Raw genomic sequence first — 16,750 nt, forward strand, 5'->3', positions numbered from 1 at the left:
GACTCCTATTCGGCCGATACCGCGGCGATGAGCTCGCGGGCCGCATCGAGATCGTCGGGCGTCTTGAGGGCCAGCGTCTTCACGCCGGGCAGGGCGCGCTTGGCCAGGCCGGTGAGCGTGCCGCCCGGGGCCGCCTCGATCAGCGCGGTGACGCCGAGCTCCTTGAAGGTCTCCATGCACCGGTCCCAGCGCACCGGGTTGGCCACCTGGCCCACCAGCCGCTGCACCAGTTCCCGGCCGGAAGTGACCACCTGTCCGTCCTTGTTGGAGACGTAACGGGTGAGCGGGTCGGCGACCGCCAGCTCCGCGGTGGCCGACTCCAGGGCCGAAACGGCGGGTGCCATGTGGTGAGTATGGAACGCGCCGGCGACCTTCAACGGCACGACCCGGCGGGTGCCTTCCGGCTTGTTCTCGACCAGCGCGGCGATCTGCTCGGCGGTGCCCGCGGCCACGATCTGGCCGGCGCCGTTCACGTTCGCCGGCGTCAGGCCGAGCTTCTCCAGGTGGGGCAGCACGACGGCCTCGTCGCCGCCGAGCAGCGCCGCCATACCGGTCTCGGTGACCGCGGCGGCCTCGGCCATGGCCTGCCCGCGGCGGCGCACCAGGCTCATCGCGGCGCCGTCGGAGACGGCGCCGGTCAGTGCCGCGGCGGCCAGCTCGCCGACGCTGTGCCCGGCCGCCGCGCCCACCTGGGCGGCGACGTCGTCGGCGGTCGCGAACAGCTGCCGCGCGGAGATCAGGGAGGCCGCCACCAGCAGCGGCTGGGCGACCGCGGTGTCGCGGATCTCGTCTTCGGTGGCCTTGGTGCCGTAGTGGACGAGGTCCAGGTCGATAGCGTCGGACCACTCACGGAGCTGGTCCTCGACTCCGGGGAGGTCGAGCCAGGGGATCAGGAAGCCGGGCGTCTGAGCGCCTTGGCCGGGAGCGACGAGTACGAGCACCCTCACACTCTCTCTTGGGGGAGGTCCCGCCCGCCCGTGGGGACAGGGACGAAGAACCATCGGGGGAATTGTTGGTGTCCGACAAAAGTCTAGGGTTGCGCCTCACCGTCAGCCAGACGCCCCAGAATCAGCGCGATACGCAGCGTAAAGGCCGAGCGCACATCCGACGGTGACCAGCCGGTGACGTCCGTCACACGACGCAGCCGATAGCGCACGGTGTTGGGGTGGACGAACAACATCCGGGCGGCGCCCTCCAGACTGCTGGCCTGCTCCAGATAGACGCTCAGCGTCTCCAGGAGAGCCGACCCCGCTTCCTCCAGCGGTCTGTAGATCTCCTCCACCAACTGCTCGCGCGCGACCGGGTCCGAGGCCATCGCGCGCTCCGGCAGCAGATCGTCGGCGAGCACCGGCCGCGGGGCGTCCGGCCACGCGGCGCAGGCCCGCAGCCCGGCCGCCGCGGCCTGCGCCGAGCGGGTCGCGGCGAGCAGGTCGGAGACCACCGGGCCGGCCACCACGGGCCCCGCGGCATAGGGGCCGATCAGCGCCTTCGCGGCCTTGAGCGGGTTGTCCGAGCCGCCCGCGATCACCACCAGGCGGCTGCCCAGGACCCCGGTCAGCACCTGGAGTTTGGCGTGCCGGGCGGCCCGCCGGATCGCCTCGACGGTCAGCTCGCTGTCCCCGTCCGGGGCGGTGCCCAGTACCACGCACACATGCTCCGGCGCGTTCCAGCCCAGCGCCGCGGCCCGCGAGACCGCGCCCTCGTCGGCCTCCCCGGAGAGCACCGCGTTGACCACCAGCGACTCCAGCCGCGCGTCCCAGGCGCCGCGCGCCTCGGCGGCCTGCGCGTAGACCTGGGCGGTGGCGAAGGCGATCTCCCGGGCGTAGACCAGCAGCGCCTCGCGCAGCACGGACTCGTCGCCCGGCGCCGCGACATCGTCGATCGCGGCCTCCATGACCTCGATCGTCGTGCGGACCATCTCCACGGTCTGCCGCAGGGTGATCGCCCGGGTCAGCTCGCGGGGTGCCGTGCCGAAGACGTCGGTGCTGATCGCCTGCGGCGTCTCGGGGTGCCGGAACCACTCGGTGAAGGCGGCGATACCGGCCTGCGCGACCAGCCCGATCCAGGAACGGTTCTCCGGGGGCATCGCGCGGTACCACGGCAGCGTGGCGTCCATACGGGAGATGGCCGCCGCCGCCAGTTTGCCGGACGAGTTCTCCAGGCGCCGGAGGGTCGCCGAGTGCGGGTGCGCGTCGCGCGATGCGGGTTCAGACACGGGACAAGCCTGCCCTATCGGGATGAGGGGGTGCGGCGGCGGGGCTACGGTGGGCCGATGATTCAGGTGCGCAGAGGTGAGGAACGCTATCGGGGCGGCGACGCGGACGGCGGGATCACGTCGCTGCACGCGTTCTCCTTCGGGCCCCACTACGACCCGGAGAACCTGCGTTTCGGCGCGCTGATCGCCTGCAACGAGGAGCGCCTCGCGCCCGGCGCCGGCTTCGACGAGCATCCGCACCGGGACACCGAGATCGTCACCTGGGTCGTCGAGGGCGAACTGACCCACCGCGATTCGGCGGGCCACGAAACGACCGTACGCCCCGGCGACCTCCAGCGGCTCAGCTCGGCCGGTGGCGTGCGGCACGTCGAGCGCAACTCCGGTGCGGAGCCGCTGTGCTTCGTCCAGATGTGGCTGGCCCCGCTCTCCCACGGGGGCGACCCGTCGTACGAGGTGGTCCGCGGTATCGCCGACGGCACCCCGTACGCGCTGCCGCGGGCCGGCGCCATGTTGCACGTGCGCCGCCTCGCGGACGGCGAGCGCACCGCCCTCCCGGATGCCGCCCGGGTGTACGTGCAGGTGGCACGCGGTGCGGTGCGGCTCGGATCGGAGCGCCTGGCGGCCGGCGACGCGGCGCGGATCACGGACGCCGAAGGGCTGGAGCTGGTGGGGCTGACGGCGGCGGAGTGCCTGGTGTGGGAGATGCGGCCGGAGTCGGTCTACGGATAGGGGAGCGGGCGGCATACGGGAGGGCCGGGTGCCGCTCACTCCGTACCGGGCCCCGGAGCGGTCAGTGGGCGGCCAGTTCGGCTAGTACCGCATCGGTCAGTTTCGGCCATGCCTCGATGGCCCACGGCCCGAAGTCCCGGTCGGTCAGCGCGACGCACGCCGCCCGCGCGTCCGGGTCCACCCACAGGAACGTCCCCGACTGCCCGAAGTGCCCGAAGGTGCGCGGCGAGGACCCGGCGCCCGTCCAGTGCGGCGACTTCCCGTCGCGGATCTCGAAGCCCAGCCCCCAGTCGTTGGGCTTCTGGTGGCCGTAGCCCGGCAGCACGCCGGTGAGCCCCGGGAAGGCGACCCCGGTCGCCGCCGCGAGCGTCTGCGGCGCGAGCAGCCGGGGCGCCTGGAGTTCGGCCGCGAAGCGGATCAGGTCCGCGACCGTGGAGACGCCGTCCTTGGCCGGTGAGCCCTGCAGGTCCGTCGCGGTCATGCCGAGCGGGGTGAGCACCGCCTCGTGCAGATACTGCGGGAAGGGGATGTCGGTCGCCTTGGCGATGTGGTCGCCGAGCGCCTCGAAACCGGCGTTGGAATATATTCGGCGCGTGCCTGGCGCGGCCATCGCGCGCTGCTCGTCGAAGGCCAGCCCTGAGGTGTGGGCGAGCAGATGACGGACCGTGGCACCCTCGGGACCGGCCGGTTCGTCCAGTTCGACGGCGCCCTCCTCGACGGCGAGCAGCGCGGCGTAGGCGGCCAGCGGCTTGGTGACCGACGCCAGCGGGAAGCGGTGCTCCAGCGGGCCGTACGCTCCGGCCACCGAGCCATCGGCTCGTACGACGGCGGCCGAGGCGGTGGGCACCGGCCAGTTCTCGATCATCCGCAGGCTCTCCATGGTCCGAGCCTACGGGGTGCCCTGACGGCCTCAAATTCCGGTCAAGTCTCTCCGCGATCGGCGCTTGCTTGGAGTGCACTCCAGGTCTCTAGCGTTGGGGAGGTCGAGAGGCATCCGACCAGAGTCCGGACGGCGGCGCGGTGTCTGGGGACGAACGAGCCATCCGGCGAAGAGGGGGAGACGCGGTATGACCGTGACGCAGAGCGGGCCGGCGACCGACGGCGCGACCATGACCAGGGGGCTGCCGGAGGTGCCGTGCCCCCGGCCGCGGCCGGCGACGCTGCAGGGGTGCGCGACCTCGCCCGCCCATCCGCGTCCCACCGGCCACGACCGGTACACGATCAGCGAGGTGGCCGAGCACACCGGCCTGAGCGCGCACACCCTGCGCTGGTACGAGCGGATCGGCCTGATGCCGCATGTGGACCGTACGCACACAGGGCAGCGCCGCTTCACCAACCGCGATCTGGACTGGCTGAATCTGGTCGCCAAGCTGCGGCTGACCGGCATGCCGGTCGCCGACATGGTCCGTTACGCGGAGCTGGTGCGGGCCGGCGAGAGCACCTTCGCCGAGCGCGAGCGGTTGCTGACCGAGCACCGCGAGGACGTACGGCAGCGGATAGCCGAGCTGCAGAGCACGCTGGACGTACTCGACTACAAGATCGACATCTATGCCGACGCCCGGCGGGCGTCCGAGAGGTTCTGAGGTCTCATGGGGAGCGAGAAGATCGGCACGGTGGAGCTGGGCACCGGCGGCCCGCGGGTGGGGGTCCAGGGCCTCGGCTGCATGGGCATGAGCTGGGCCTATGGGCCGACCGACGCCGACGAGGCACGGGCCACCCTGGAGCGCGCCCTCGAACTGGGCGTCACGCTCTACGACACCGCCGATGTCTACGGCGCGGGCGAGAACGAGAAGTTCATCGCCCCCTTCATCCAGGCGCACCGCGACGAGGTGGTGCTGGCCACCAAGTTCGCGCTGGTCAGCAATCCGGACCAGCCCTACACCCGCGCCGTCCGCAACGACCGCGCCTACGTCCGGCAGGCCGTCGAGGCCAGCCTGCGGCGCCTCGGCGTCGACGTGATCGACCTCTACTACATGCACCGCCGCGATGTGAACGTCCCGATCGAGGAATCGGTCGGCGCGATGGCCGAGTTGGTGACCGAGGGCAAGGTCAGGCATCTGGGGCTGAGCGAGGTGACCGCCTCCGAGCTGCGTGCCGCACACGCCGTCCACCCCATCGCGGCGGTCCAGTCCGAGTGGTCGCTCTTCAGCCGCGACATCGAGCAGAGCGTGGTTGCGGCCGCGGCCGGCCTCGGCGTCGCCCTCGTCCCGTACTCGCCGCTCGGCCGCGGCTTCCTGACCGGCTCCTTCGTGCACGCCGACACGGAGCTGGGCGAGGACGACTTCCGCCGCCGGCAGCCCCGCTTCACGGGTGACAACGCCGCCGCCAACGCCGCCCTGCTGGAACCGGTCCGGAAGATCGCGGACGCCCATGGCGCGACGCTCGGCCAGGTCGCGCTGGCGTGGGTGCACCACCAGGCCGCCGCCCGCGGGCTGACGGTCGTCCCGATCCCCGGCACGAGCAAGCGCCGCCGGATCGAGGAGAACACCGGCGCCACGCGGCTCGCGCTCGGCGAGCAGGACCTGGCGCTGCTGGAGCCGATCGCGGGCCGGGTGGCGGGGGACCGGTACGCCGACATGACGTTCACGTCGGCCGGCCGGGAGTAACCGGGCCGGAACCACGGCGCCGGCGCGGCGGGCCCAACGGGCCGCCGGATGCCGGGTGTTCGGCGGGACCGGGCCCCGGCGCCGTACGGCGCCCCGGTGCCTTCGGGTGCGTGATCGGGCTGATCACGCACCCGAAGGCGCGGTGCGGGGCGGCAGACGTGCGTCCGCCGGGCGGTTACGCGAGCCCCAGCGCGAACACCGCGAAACCGGCCGCCAGGACCGCCGCGACCGCCCGGCGGGCCCGCCCCACGCCGGTCCACGGCGTCTCGAAGCGGCGGGTGACCCGCCCGATGAGGACGAGCAGGACGGCGAAGACCGGCAGCCAGGCCAGCCGCGCCAGGATCCAGCCGGGCGAGTCGGGGGCGACGGTCAGGCCCGGTACGGCGCCGGCGAGGGAGAACGGCACGGCCGCCGAGAACATCGCGGTCTGGTGCCAGCACAGGATCGTCATCGCACAGAGGTTGATCATCACGACCGGCGCCCACAGCACGGGCCGGCGCAGCAGCGCGGCCAGCCGGTCGCGGAGCAGGATCGCGGCCCCGGACTGCGCCGCGGCCAGCGCCAGGACCAGCAGCGACGGCGGGTGGGAGTTCGTCCGGTCCTGCCCGGGGACCCCGACCATGCTCGCCGGGTAGTGGAAGAACAGCAGCAGCGCGGCGAACAGCGCGGCGCCGCCGAGCAGCAGCGTCCAGGCGGCGCGCCGACCGAGCCGCCGCTCTCCCCAGGAGACGCCGAGCTGGTAGGCGAACATCCAGCCGGGCAGCAGATTGAGCAGGCTCAGCCAGGGCGGCATGGCCTCCGCGTACGGCCCGTACCGCAGGAAGTCGACGACGGCGACCGCCGCGAGCAGTGGCGCCGCGGCCCAGCCGCCCATCCGCCGTGCGGCGCGGGCGCAGTACGGCGTGAGCGCGGTGACCAGCACATACACCCCGACGAACCAGAGCGGCTGGATCACCAGCGTCGCCCCCGTGCGCAGCGTCGCAACGGGCACCCCCAGGCTGTACAGCAGCGGTAGCAGGGCCGCCCAGACGGCGGTGACGCCCAGCACCGGGCGGCCCAGCCGGACGATCCGGCCGCGCAGCCAGGCGCCGGTGGTATCGCCCCGCGCGGTGGCGCGCCGCAGGGACAGCACCGAGGCATAGCCGCCGACCAGGAAGAAGATGCCGAGCATCTGGAGTAACCAGCTCAACGGCGCGAGGAAGCCGCAGGCGGTCAGCGGGCTGGCGTTGTGCAGCGCGCCGTCGGCACCCCGGGTGAAGCCGCCGAGCAGCCAGTGGCCGGTGGGGACGGAGAGCAGGGCGAGGGCGCGCAGTCCGTCGACGGCGCGGTCGCGGTGCACCGGGGTGCGGTCCTCGATGGCGTGGACGGCGGTGCGCACGGTCCGGGTGAGGCGTACGAGAGGTGCGGTGTCCATGGGGCGTCCCTGGGTGAGTGGTGGATGCCGGGTGACCGATCGCTAGTGCCCGGTGGCGAGTTCTGCGGCGTGGCGACCGGGGGGCGTGCCGGATGGCGGTGGCTGCGGGGGAGCGGGGCCGCCGGCCGGCGCGCGCGGCACCCCGGTGGCGGGCCGGTCGCCGTCAGCGCACCTCGGCGTAGCGGCCCAGCGCGATCGCCGCGAAGTTGCGGAGGGAGTCCGTGCCGGGGGCGAGGTATCCGGTGTGGCCCTTGGCCTGCTGGGCGGAGACGCGCCGGGCGCCGAACGCCGGATCGGTGGGGTCCGTGCCGTGCCCCAGGCCCAGCAGCTCGACGTTCGGGACGTCGCCGATCCAGTCGGAGGCGTCCCGGGCCGCCCACACCCGGGCCGGGGTGCGCAGCTCCGCCACGTTGTCCTGGCGCGTCCCGGGCGAGCCGAAGACCATCAGGTCGGCGATCTCACCGCGTTCCAGACGCGGCGCGGCCAGCCCGCAGACCACCGATCCGTAGCTGTGGCAGAACACCGCCGGCGCCGGGGTGCCGAGGGCGGCGAGGCCGGACAGGAGGCGGGCCAGCCGGGGCGCGCCGGCCTCGGCGAGCCGGCCGGTGGCCGCGTCCGGGCCGAGGCCCACCGGGGTGGTGTAGCCGGCCCAGGCGATCACCGCCGTACGGGTCCCGGGCGCATCCGCCGCCATCTGCCGGCGCAGCGAGGCGGCCATGCCGGTCGGGGTGCCGTACGGGTCCTTCGCGCGGTCGAACGACGCCAGGTCGATGTCCGAGCCGGGCACGATCACCGCGGTCCGCTCGGCGGTCGCCATGTCGCCGTGCACTTCGGCCACTTGACCGCGTCCGCGCGGGTCGAAGGCGAGGATGTGGCGCCCGGGGGCGAGCAGCGCGGCGCAGCGGTCGGCGGCCTTCCGGGCCTGCCGGTGGTCCTGGAGGGTGCCGGCCGGGTCGGTGGCGAGGGCGAGTTGGCGGTCCCGCTCCGCGCGCAGCGCACGGGCGTTGGCCTCGTAGCGCAGGGCGACCGGCGCACCGTCGAGGTTGCCGACGGTGAGCGGATGCCGAGCGGCGAGCGACTGCCGCTCGTGGTCGGTCAGCGAGGCGAAGAAGCGGGCGACCTCGGCGGGCTCCGCGGTGGCCGGATCCGGTAGCCGCACGCCCAGCGAGTGGTCGGCCCGCCAGGCGGCGGCCCCGGGCGCCGGCCCGGTCACCGCGGTCTGCGCGGTGCCGGCCGCCCATCCGCCGGTACCCGCGACGACGGCCGCCGCCAGTGCGGCGGCGACGACGGTCCGCTTGCTGCGCCGAAGGCCGTTGCGCGGCACGGTCATGGTGGTCTCTCCCTCTTCCAGCGGTGTGGCGGAGGGAAAGGTAGGAAGACGGTGTATGACGTGACGTCACACCGGGGCGCCAACTCCCGGGTGATACCGGGGTAGGGGGTGCCGGCGCGCTCTCGTCCTCGCGGAGGAGAGCGCGGGGGCTGCCCCCAGGAGCGGGGTGGGGCCGGCAGGAGGGCGGGGTGGGGCTACCCGGAGGAGGCCCCGGTCACCGCTCCCCGGGGGCCACCAGACCCGACTCGTACGCGAAGATCACGGCTTGGGCGCGGTCCCGCAGCTCCAACTTGGCGAGCACCCGGCCGATATGGGTCTTCACGGTCTGCTCGGCGAGGATCAGGGCATCGGCGATCTCCTGGTTGGACAGACCGCGGGCGATCAGCTCCAGGACCTCCGTCTCCCGCGGCGTCAGCCCGTTCAGCCGCAGGGAGGCGCGGTCCTTGCGGGGCGCCGGCCGCTGACGGGCGAAATCGGCGATCAGGCGCCGGGTCACCGACGGCGCGAGCAGTGCCTCGCCGGCCGCCACCACGCGCACCGCGGAGATCAGGTCGGCCGGCGGCGCGTCCTTGAGCAGAAACCCGGACGCGCCCGCCCGCAGCGCCTCATAGACATAGTCGTCGACATCGAAGGTGGTCAGCATCAGCACCTTCGGGCGGTGGGTGACGCCGATGGGCGGATCGAGCAGCTGACGGGCCGCCTCCAGCCCGTCCATCTCGGGCATCCGGACATCCATCAGCACCACATCGGGGTGCGTCCGCCGGCTCAGCGCCACGCCCTGCACACCGTCCGGGGCGTCACCCACCACGTCGATGTCGCTCTGCGCGGCGAGCAGGGCGGCGAACCCCGCCCGCACCATGGCCTGGTCGTCGACGATGATCACGCGCGTGGTCATGGGGAGTCGGAGCCCTTCGCTGAGAGAGGAGCCGCCCCGGAGAGCGGAGCGGAGAGGGGGAGTTGGGCGGCGACCCGGAAGCCGCCGTCGGGCAGCGGCCCGGTGTCGAGCGTGCCGTCCACCAGACGCACCCGCTCCCGCATGCCGACCAGGCCGTGCCCGGTGCCGCTGGTCTCCAGCGGCGCGGAGGGCACCGGTGGCCGGGAGTTGACGACCAGCACCGTCAGCCGTGCGCCGTCCCCGGTCGTCGTCACCGACACCCGGGTCTGCGCGCCCGGCGCATGCCGCACCACATTGGCCAGCGCCTCCTGGACGATGCGGTACGCCGACAGGTCCACCGCCGGCTCCGGGACCACCGGCTCCGGCGGCAGCACCAACTCGACCGGCACACCGGCCCGTACGGTGGCCTCGACCAGCTTCGGCAGCTGGCCGATCCCGGGCTGCGGGGCCTTCTCCGGACCGCCCTGCCGCTCCGTCTCCTCGCTGCGCAGCACCCCGAGCAGCCGGCGCATCTCCGCCAGGGACTCGCGCGCGGTGGCGGCGATCGCCCCGAACTCCTCCTGGGCCTCCTGGGGTATCCCGCTGATGCGGTAAGGGGCGCTGTCGGCCTGGACCGTGATCACCGACATGTGGTGGGCGACGACATCGTGCAGCTCACGGGCGATACGGGTGCGCTCCTCCAGCAGCGTGCGCCGGGCGCGCTCCGCCTCGCTGATGGTCTCCTGCTCCTGCAACTTCCGCTGGGCGTCGCCGCGTTCCCGCAGGGCGGCGCCCATCAGCAGCATCACGCCGGCGAGGACGAACATCAGCACCCAGGTGCTCTGACTCCTGTCGGGCGCGATCGTCTCGGCGAGGATCCCGGCGGCGCCGGTCGTCAGCCAGACCGCGATCAGGGTGCGGCGGCGCTCGCGCAGCGCCAGCGCCAGCATCAGCACCAGATAGCCGACGATCACCGTGGGCGGCCAGGGCCAGGTGCGGCCGGCGACCCCGTCGGTGCCGATCAGGGCCGCGGCACCGACGAGATCCGCCGCGAAGATCACCCACCATGCCTGGAGCGGCCGGGTCACCGCGAGCAGCAGCGGCACGCTCTGCGCGGTGGCGAGCGCGCCCGCCAGGCCGCCGCTCATGCCGTAGTCGTTGTGGAGGACGTTCACGCCCGACGGCAGCAGGGAGACCGTGAACACGAACGCAACGAGGTAGGGCAGACGGCGCAGCCAGCGGCTCTGGACGCCGGCGAACAGCGGGGTGCCGGGACCGGCCGGGGTGCCGAGCTCGGCGGCGAGGACGCGCACCGCCTGCCGGGCGGCGCGCAGCGCCTTGGTGCGGACCGGCTCGGGCCCGTCGCCGCGGGCCGGCTCGCGCTCTGGGGTGGGGGGTCGCTTGAACATCGCGAGATCAATGTAAGCGGACCGCCCGCGCACCGGCGTCATACCGTGGTTCGGGCTTGCGGCCCGTACCACGGTATGACGCCCGCCCGACGGGCCGGGACCCGCGCGGCTCGTCCGTCCGGCTCCGCCACGGCCCGCCCGGAGCCCCCGCCCCTCAGAGTTCCGCCAGCAACTCCGCCTTCTTCGCGCTGAATTCGGCGTCCGTCAGCAGCCCCGCCTCGTGCAGCTCCCCGAGATGCCGGATCCGGTCCGCGATGTCGGCGGGGTCCCGGCGGGTCTCCCCGGCCCGGCGCACCGGCTCGCGCTCCGGCACGTCCGGCGCCGGGTCGGCGGCGCGTACCGCCTCCAGTACGGAGGCGGCGAACGGCAGCGACTCGTGGACCAGCCCGTAGCCGAGCCCGAAGACCACCGCCGCCGGGTCCTGGTCGGCCTCGCCGGCCCCCGGCTCGCGGGCCCCGCGCTCCAGCAGCCGCAGATGGCCGTTGAGGACCTCCGGCGAGCGCCACTCCACCCCGGTCAGCTCGTCGACCGCGAACATCTGGTCGCCGCTCTTCCACTTGGCCGAGGACGCGCCCGTCCAGAACCAGCGGAAGGCGACCGACCGGCCGTCGAAGGACGCCTTGCCGTCGTACGCCTTGAAGTGCAGCGGAGGCTCCGGTGCGGCCACGAGGTGGCGCTCGGCGGGCTCTTTCGCCGCGGGCCCCAGCGCCGCGCGCAGCTCGTCGGCGTAGAACTCGGCCAGCGTCTCGCGCTCGGCCGGCAGCACCAGCCGGTACGGGTCGGCGTCCTCCTTGAGCTGTCCGTTCGCCGCCTCCATCAGGGGGTCGGCCCCCTGCCGCGGCACGGCGTGCAGCACCACCGCGCCGCGCCTGCCCTGGGAGACCTCGACGGACTTCAGCGCCTCGTACGGGATGCGTCGCTCGCCGAGCGCCTGGAACAGCCTCGGCCTGCGGATCCCCCGTTCGAAGCGGATGAGCACGGAGTCCGTGTCGAACTCCCAGACGGCGTGAAAACCGGCCAGCACATCACCCATGTGGCTCATCGTATGCGGGTGGTCGCCCGCCCGTCCCCCTTCCGGACACCTGCGCTACGCGCGTCGCGGGCATCCCGGTCACCTGCCGGGCGCCTTGCTCTGTTCACGTCACCCGCACCGGCCGCGGTTCCCGCAGGTACGGCCCGTCCCCGGGCGCCGGGCCGTACCTGCGGGCAACCGGCTGCACGCATCCGACCGTCAGGCCAGGTCCGTGCTGCAGTGGGAGTCGCTGGAGGCGCACTCCACCGACGTGAGGGCACCGACGCCGACCATCGCGAAGTTGCGCAGACTGCGCGTGCCCGGAGCGAAGTAGCCGGCGTGCCCGTCGGCGCCGGCGGCCGACAGGATGCGCGCCCCGAAGGACGGATCGACCGGGTCGGCACCGTGGCCGAGCCCGCCGACCTCCAGGTACGGCACGTCCTGGATCCAGTCGTCGGCGTCGCGCATCGCCCAGACCCGGGCGTGCGTACCCAGCCCGGACAGGCTCCCGGCCCGCATGCCGGGGCTGCCCGCCACCGCGATGTCGGTGACGTTGCCCGGCAGGCTCCGGGCCGCGACGCCGCACACCACGGACCCGTAGCTGTGGCAGAACAGCGAGACGGAGTCATCGGACGGCAGGGAGCCGACCAGGGAGCGCAGCCGGACCGCGCCGGCCTCGGCGAGCTGCCCGGTGGCGGCCTCGACGCCCAGTCCGGCCGGCGTGGTGTAGTCGGCCCAGGCGATCACCGCCGTACGGGCCTGCGGCCGGGCGGAGCGCTCGGCGTCGTAGAGGGACTGCGCCATGCCCACGGGGGCGGCGGTCGCCTTGGCGGTGCGCTCGAAGGTCGACAGGTTGGTGTCCACACCGGGCACCACCACCGAGACCCGGTCGGCCGTGGTGAGGTCGCCGAAGACCTCCGCGGCCCGGCCGTCGCCCGCCGGGTCGAAGGCCAGGATCTGGCGGCCGTCGCTCATCAGCGATTCGAGGCGGTGCATCAGCTGGCCCGCTGTCTGGCGGCCGACCGGCGTGAGCCGGTGGTCGCGCATGCGTCGTTTCTCGACGGCGCGGGCGGCGTCGATGGCCATGCGGTTGGCGCTGTAGCGCAGCTCGACGGGGGCGCCGCCCATGTTGCCGACGACGAGCGGGTAGCGGGTCGCGAGCTGCTGGCGCTCGGCCCGGTCGAGCGTGCCGAAGAACGCGCGGAGGGTGGCCGGCGCGCCGTCCGGGTCGGGCAGCGCCCGCCCGTGGAACGTGGCGTGGCGCCAGGCGGCCTTCGCCGTGGCCAGGGGGTTGGCGTCGTCCTTGGTGCCTCTGATGGCCGTCCAGCCGGTCATGGCAAGCATCACGAACACCACCACCAAGGCGAGCGAGGCACGCCAGGCGGTGGACTGCAGGAAACCGGAGGAAGGACCGAGGTCCGAGAAAGAAGTCACCGCGGGCCACCCTAGGAGACGCGGGAGGGTGCCTGCCGAGCCCAGTGAGGCATCTCACGTTTCGTGGAGGGTATTTCGACCAAAACGGACATCCGATGTCACTGGTCGATGCTCACTCGTGCAGAGTCGGTCTCAATGGGCAATGAACCGATCACCCACCGGAGGAAGGCCGTTACGCCAGGTCGAGGGCGTGTTCACGCCCGGCGGGCGCTGTGCTCAGCGGGTCCGCCAGTCGGCGTCGATCGCCGGCCCGATCTGGTCCAGATAGGACTGCGTCAGCTCGCGGATCGCCGCCACGCTGCAGTCCTGGCCCTCGCCCCAGATCTTCCCGGCCACCCGCATCACGCCGCTGAACGCCGCGACCAGCACCCGCGGGCGGGGGTCGGTGTCCACGTCCAGCCCCTCGCGCCGGGCGATCAACTGGGCGATCTGCTCCTCCAGTTCGGACGAGCGGCGCAGATGCGCGGCGACCAGTGCGGGCGTCGACTCGATCATCTGGTACGAGCGCATGTGCAGGTCCAGCGGGATCACCGAGGCGATGGCGTTGCCGATGTCGTCCCAGGCCACCATCACGGCGCTGCGCAGCGCGGTCAGCGGGGCCTCGTCCTCCGGGCGGGCGCGCAGCTCGCTGAGGAAGCGGGCCTCGACCATGTCCTGGACCGCGAAGGTGACGTCCTGCTTGTTGGCGAAGTACCGGAAGAACGTGCGCTGGGAGACGTCCACGGCCTCGGCGATCTCGTCGATCGTCGTCGCCTCGTACCCCTGCTCCGTGAAGAGCTCCAGCGCCGCCCGGATCAGGGCGTCGCGGGTGCGCTGCTTCTTGCGTTCGCGCAGGCCGCCGGTGGGTGCCGTCTGCGGCGTCGGGGTCGCCATCCTGCGCCGCCTTTCCCTGGTGTTCTTGCTGCTCAGAATACCTGTGAGCTAAATGACAGTTACCGACTCATGAATCACTTTGTCAATTGTCAGTGGCTGACATTAGCCTCGAAACATGAGTTCACAGACCCCGGTCGCCGACGTCGCACCGGAACTTCCCGTACCGGAGCCTCGAAAGGGGCTGCGGGGCCATCCCTGGCTGACGCTCTTCTCCGTCGCCATCGGCGTCATGATGGTGGCGCTCGACGGCACGATCGTCGCCATCGCCAACCCGGCCATCAAGGAGGACCTCGGCGCGTCGCTCGCCGACGTGCAGTGGATCACCAACGGCTACATGCTCGCGCTGGCCGTCGCGCTGATCACCGCGGGCAAGCTCGGTGACCGCTTCGGTCACCGCCAGACCTTCCTCATCGGCATCGTCGGCTTCGCCGCCGCGTCCGGTGCCATCGGGTTCTCCAGCCAGGTCACGCTGGTCATCGTCTTCCGTGTGCTGCAGGGCCTGTTCGGCGCGCTGCTGATGCCCGCCGCGCTGGGACTGCTGCGCGCCACCTTCCCGGCCGAGAAGCTCAACATGGCCATCGGCATCTGGGGCATGGTCATCGGCGCCTCCACCGCCGGCGGCCCGATAGTCGGCGGACTGCTGGTCGAGCACGTCAGCTGGCAGTCCGTGTTCTTCATCAACGTGCCGGTCGGCGCGCTGGCCCTGATCCTCGGCCTGGTGATCCTCAAGGACCACCGCGCGGAGAATGCCCCCCGCTCCTTCGACATCCCCGGCATCGTGCTGCTGTCCGGCGCGATGTTCTGCCTCATCTGGCCGCTGATCAAGGCGACGGACTGGGGCTGGGGCGACACGAAGACCTGGGGCTTCCTGATCGCCGCGGTCGTCCTCTTCGTGCTCTTCGCCGTCCTGGAGACCAGGGTGCGCGAGCCGCTGATCCCGCTGCGGATGTTCCGCTCCGTGCCGCTCACCGCCGGCACCGTCCTCATGGTGCTGATGGCCTTCGCCTTCATGGGCGGCCTGTTCTTCGTGACGTTCTACCTCCAGAACGTCCACGGCATGAGCCCCGTCGACAGCGGTCTGCACCTCCTGCCGCTGACCGGCATGATGATCGTCGGCTCGCCGCTCGCGGGCGCGCTGATCACCAAGTTCGGCCCCCGGATCCCGCTGGTCGGCGGCATGGTCTTCACCGCCGTCGCCATGTACGGCATGTCCGGTCTGGACACGAGTACCGGCACCGGCCCGATGTCCCTCTGGTTCGCCCTGCTCGGCCTGGGCCTCGCGCCCGTCATGGTCGGCGCCACCGAGGTCATCGTCGGCAACGCCCCGCTGGAGCTGTCCGGTGTGGCCGGCGGTCTCCAGCAGGCCGCCATGCAGGTCGGCGGCAGCCTCGGTACGGCGGTGCTCGGCGCGGTGATGGCCTCTCGCGTCGACAACCAGCTTCCGGGCAAGTGGCAGGCGGCCGGCCTCCCGCCGCTGCCGCCCGAGAAGATGTCCCAGGTGTCCGACGCCGTCTCGGCCGGTATCGCGCCGGTGCCGAAGGGCACCCCGCCGGAGTTCGCCCAGAAGATCACCACCGTCGCCCACGACACCTTCGTCTCCGGCATGGGCCTGGCCTTCACGGTCGCCTGCGGTGTGGCGATCGTCGCGGCCGTCGTCGCGGTCCTCACCAAGCGCGGCGCGAACGCCGAGGCGGGCGCCGGCATGGGGCACATCTGACCGGCACCGCACGGTAGTCGGGCGCAGCGCCCCGGCGCCGCACACACCCGAAGAACACGACCGGCGCGCGGCCGGCCGGGGCACCCTCGGCCGGCCGCGCGCCGTCGTCTTTCGCGCGCCGGGTGCCGGCCGCCGGCCGCTGTGCGGGGCGCGGGGTGCCGAGTCGGCCGTGCGCCCGCCGCGGGCGCCCGTCCGCCGTCCGCTGGTCGTCAACCCGCCCGCCGGTCGTCAACCCGTCCCGTCCGCCCGCCGGTCGCCGCCACGCGCCGTACGCCAAGGGCGAGTTGGCTTCCGCCAGGACCGCCGAATCCCTCATCCGGATGACCCGATCCGGGAACCGCCGGCCCGCGGCGCCTCCTCCTGGGCAGCGGGCACGCCCAACTGCCGTGCGGCGCACGGGAGGAACGGTTTCCGCGCCCGGTCTCCGCGACCCCGTCACACGTCAACCGCGCGTACCACCGCGCCGGCGGGGCGCCGCACGGTTATCCACATACCTGATGCGGGTGGAGCCTCCGCCCGGGCCTTGGCGATCGCGCCGCACCGGCGCCAGGCTCGAAAACGAACCCGCAGCGGACACCCGCCCGCCGCGGACACCCACGCCGTGGCCCACCTCCCGCTCCGCGCGGGGCGCCACGGCCACGTCACGGGGGAGAGGCTCCTATGCGTATCCGTCTGTTCGACACGTTCCACACCACCGCGCTGGTCACCGGCCTGGCCGCGCTGGCCGCGGTGCTGGTCGCCCCGGCCGCCCTCGGCGCCCCGGCCGCGTACGCCGCCGGCGCCGCCCGCACCGCAGGGCACCCCGCCACCTCCGGCGACTGCTCGGCCGGCCAGCTGTGCCTCTGGCCGAAGGCGGACTTCGGCGGCAGGCGGCAGACCTACGAGCTGTCCGACACCGAGATCGAGAGCTGCGTCTCCCTGCCCAAGGGGGTCACCGCCGCCGCGTTCGCCAACCGCACCGGCCGCCCGGTCACCACCTACCAGAGCGCCGAGTGTGCCGAGACCGGCGAGTTCGACACGTACCCGGGCGGCGGCAGCTGGGTGCCCAAGGCGCCGTACCAGGTAAGGGCGTTCAAGCTATGGGAGCAGTGATCCGGGCGTCCGCGGTGCACGCACCGCGCCCCCCGGCCGGCGCTG

At 73.2% G+C, this 16,750-nt stretch carries 15 protein-coding genes; 5 read left to right on the plus strand and 10 right to left on the minus strand.

Annotation, left to right across the window (positions count from 1 at the left end; translation table 11 throughout):
- Window positions 1-5 precede the first annotated feature (5 nt).
- Window positions 6-941, minus strand: coding sequence for an ACP S-malonyltransferase (locus GR130_RS07265; protein WP_159503938.1), 936 nt, complete (start codon window positions 939-941; stop codon window positions 6-8).
- A gap of 89 nt (window positions 942-1,030) precedes the next feature.
- Window positions 1,031-2,215, minus strand: a complete 1,185-nt coding sequence (locus tag GR130_RS07270; protein WP_043264201.1) for a PucR family transcriptional regulator — start codon at window positions 2,213-2,215, stop codon at window positions 1,031-1,033.
- Window positions 2,216-2,272: 57 nt separating this feature from the next.
- Between GR130_RS07270 and GR130_RS07275 the strand changes: the two genes are divergently transcribed.
- The gene (locus tag GR130_RS07275; protein ID WP_201304825.1) at window positions 2,273-2,944 is read left to right on the plus strand and encodes a pirin family protein; all 672 of its coding nucleotides are present in this window, start codon (window positions 2,273-2,275) and stop codon (window positions 2,942-2,944) included.
- 61 nt (window positions 2,945-3,005) lie between these two features.
- Here the strand turns inward: GR130_RS07275 and GR130_RS07280 are convergent, their stop codons facing one another.
- Window positions 3,006-3,824 (minus strand): serine hydrolase domain-containing protein, encoded by an 819-nt coding sequence (locus GR130_RS07280; protein WP_159503939.1) that lies wholly within the window; start codon window positions 3,822-3,824, stop codon window positions 3,006-3,008.
- A gap of 187 nt (window positions 3,825-4,011) precedes the next feature.
- On the opposite strand from GR130_RS07280, the gene GR130_RS07285 reads away from it, so the two are divergent.
- A complete protein-coding gene (locus GR130_RS07285; RefSeq protein WP_443043581.1) occupies window positions 4,012-4,527 on the plus strand; it encodes a MerR family transcriptional regulator in 516 nt (171 codons plus the stop codon).
- A gap of 6 nt (window positions 4,528-4,533) precedes the next feature.
- Window positions 4,534-5,550: an aldo/keto reductase gene (locus GR130_RS07290; protein ID WP_159503940.1), complete on the plus strand. Its 1,017-nt coding sequence runs from the start codon at window positions 4,534-4,536 to the stop codon at window positions 5,548-5,550.
- Between the two features lie 175 nt (window positions 5,551-5,725).
- Here the strand turns inward: GR130_RS07290 and GR130_RS07295 are convergent, their stop codons facing one another.
- From GR130_RS07295 to GR130_RS07325, 7 genes are all read right to left on the minus strand, one after another.
- Window positions 5,726-6,964, minus strand: coding sequence for an acyltransferase family protein (locus tag GR130_RS07295; protein WP_159503941.1), 1,239 nt, complete (start codon window positions 6,962-6,964; stop codon window positions 5,726-5,728).
- 163 nt (window positions 6,965-7,127) lie between these two features.
- Window positions 7,128-8,294 (minus strand): alpha/beta hydrolase, encoded by a 1,167-nt coding sequence (locus GR130_RS07300; protein ID WP_159503942.1) that lies wholly within the window; start codon window positions 8,292-8,294, stop codon window positions 7,128-7,130.
- A 214-nt stretch (window positions 8,295-8,508) separates the two neighbouring features.
- Complete coding sequence (locus GR130_RS07305; RefSeq protein ID WP_159503943.1) at window positions 8,509-9,189, minus strand: response regulator; 681 nt, start codon at window positions 9,187-9,189, stop codon at window positions 8,509-8,511.
- Window positions 9,186-10,577 (minus strand): sensor histidine kinase, encoded by a 1,392-nt coding sequence (locus tag GR130_RS07310; protein WP_159503944.1) that lies wholly within the window; start codon window positions 10,575-10,577, stop codon window positions 9,186-9,188. Before GR130_RS07310 ends, GR130_RS07305 begins: the two co-directional genes overlap by 4 nt.
- A 154-nt stretch (window positions 10,578-10,731) precedes the next feature.
- A complete protein-coding gene (locus GR130_RS07315) occupies window positions 10,732-11,610 on the minus strand; it encodes a DUF4429 domain-containing protein (protein WP_159503945.1) in 879 nt (292 codons plus the stop codon).
- A 198-nt stretch (window positions 11,611-11,808) separates the two neighbouring features.
- Window positions 11,809-13,023, minus strand: coding sequence for an alpha/beta hydrolase (locus GR130_RS07320; RefSeq protein ID WP_159503946.1), 1,215 nt, complete (start codon window positions 13,021-13,023; stop codon window positions 11,809-11,811).
- 216 nt (window positions 13,024-13,239) lie between these two features.
- Window positions 13,240-13,896 carry a TetR family transcriptional regulator gene (locus GR130_RS07325; protein ID WP_159503947.1) on the minus strand — a complete coding sequence of 219 codons (657 nt, stop codon included), beginning with the start codon at window positions 13,894-13,896 and terminating at the stop codon, window positions 13,240-13,242.
- A 115-nt stretch (window positions 13,897-14,011) separates the two neighbouring features.
- Here GR130_RS07325 and GR130_RS07330 point away from each other — a divergent pair, with 115 nt between their 5' ends.
- Together GR130_RS07330 and GR130_RS07335 are read left to right on the plus strand one after the other, a co-directional pair.
- Window positions 14,012-15,613, plus strand: a complete 1,602-nt coding sequence (locus tag GR130_RS07330; RefSeq protein ID WP_159503948.1) for an MFS transporter — start codon at window positions 14,012-14,014, stop codon at window positions 15,611-15,613.
- Window positions 15,614-16,273: 660 nt separating this feature from the next.
- The gene (locus tag GR130_RS07335) at window positions 16,274-16,705 is read left to right on the plus strand and encodes a peptidase inhibitor family I36 protein (RefSeq protein ID WP_159503949.1); all 432 of its coding nucleotides are present in this window, start codon (window positions 16,274-16,276) and stop codon (window positions 16,703-16,705) included.
- Window positions 16,706-16,750: the final 45 nt, after the last annotated feature.

This window comes from Streptomyces sp. GS7 (assembly GCF_009834125.1).
Taxonomy (GTDB): domain Bacteria; phylum Actinomycetota; class Actinomycetes; order Streptomycetales; family Streptomycetaceae; genus Streptomyces.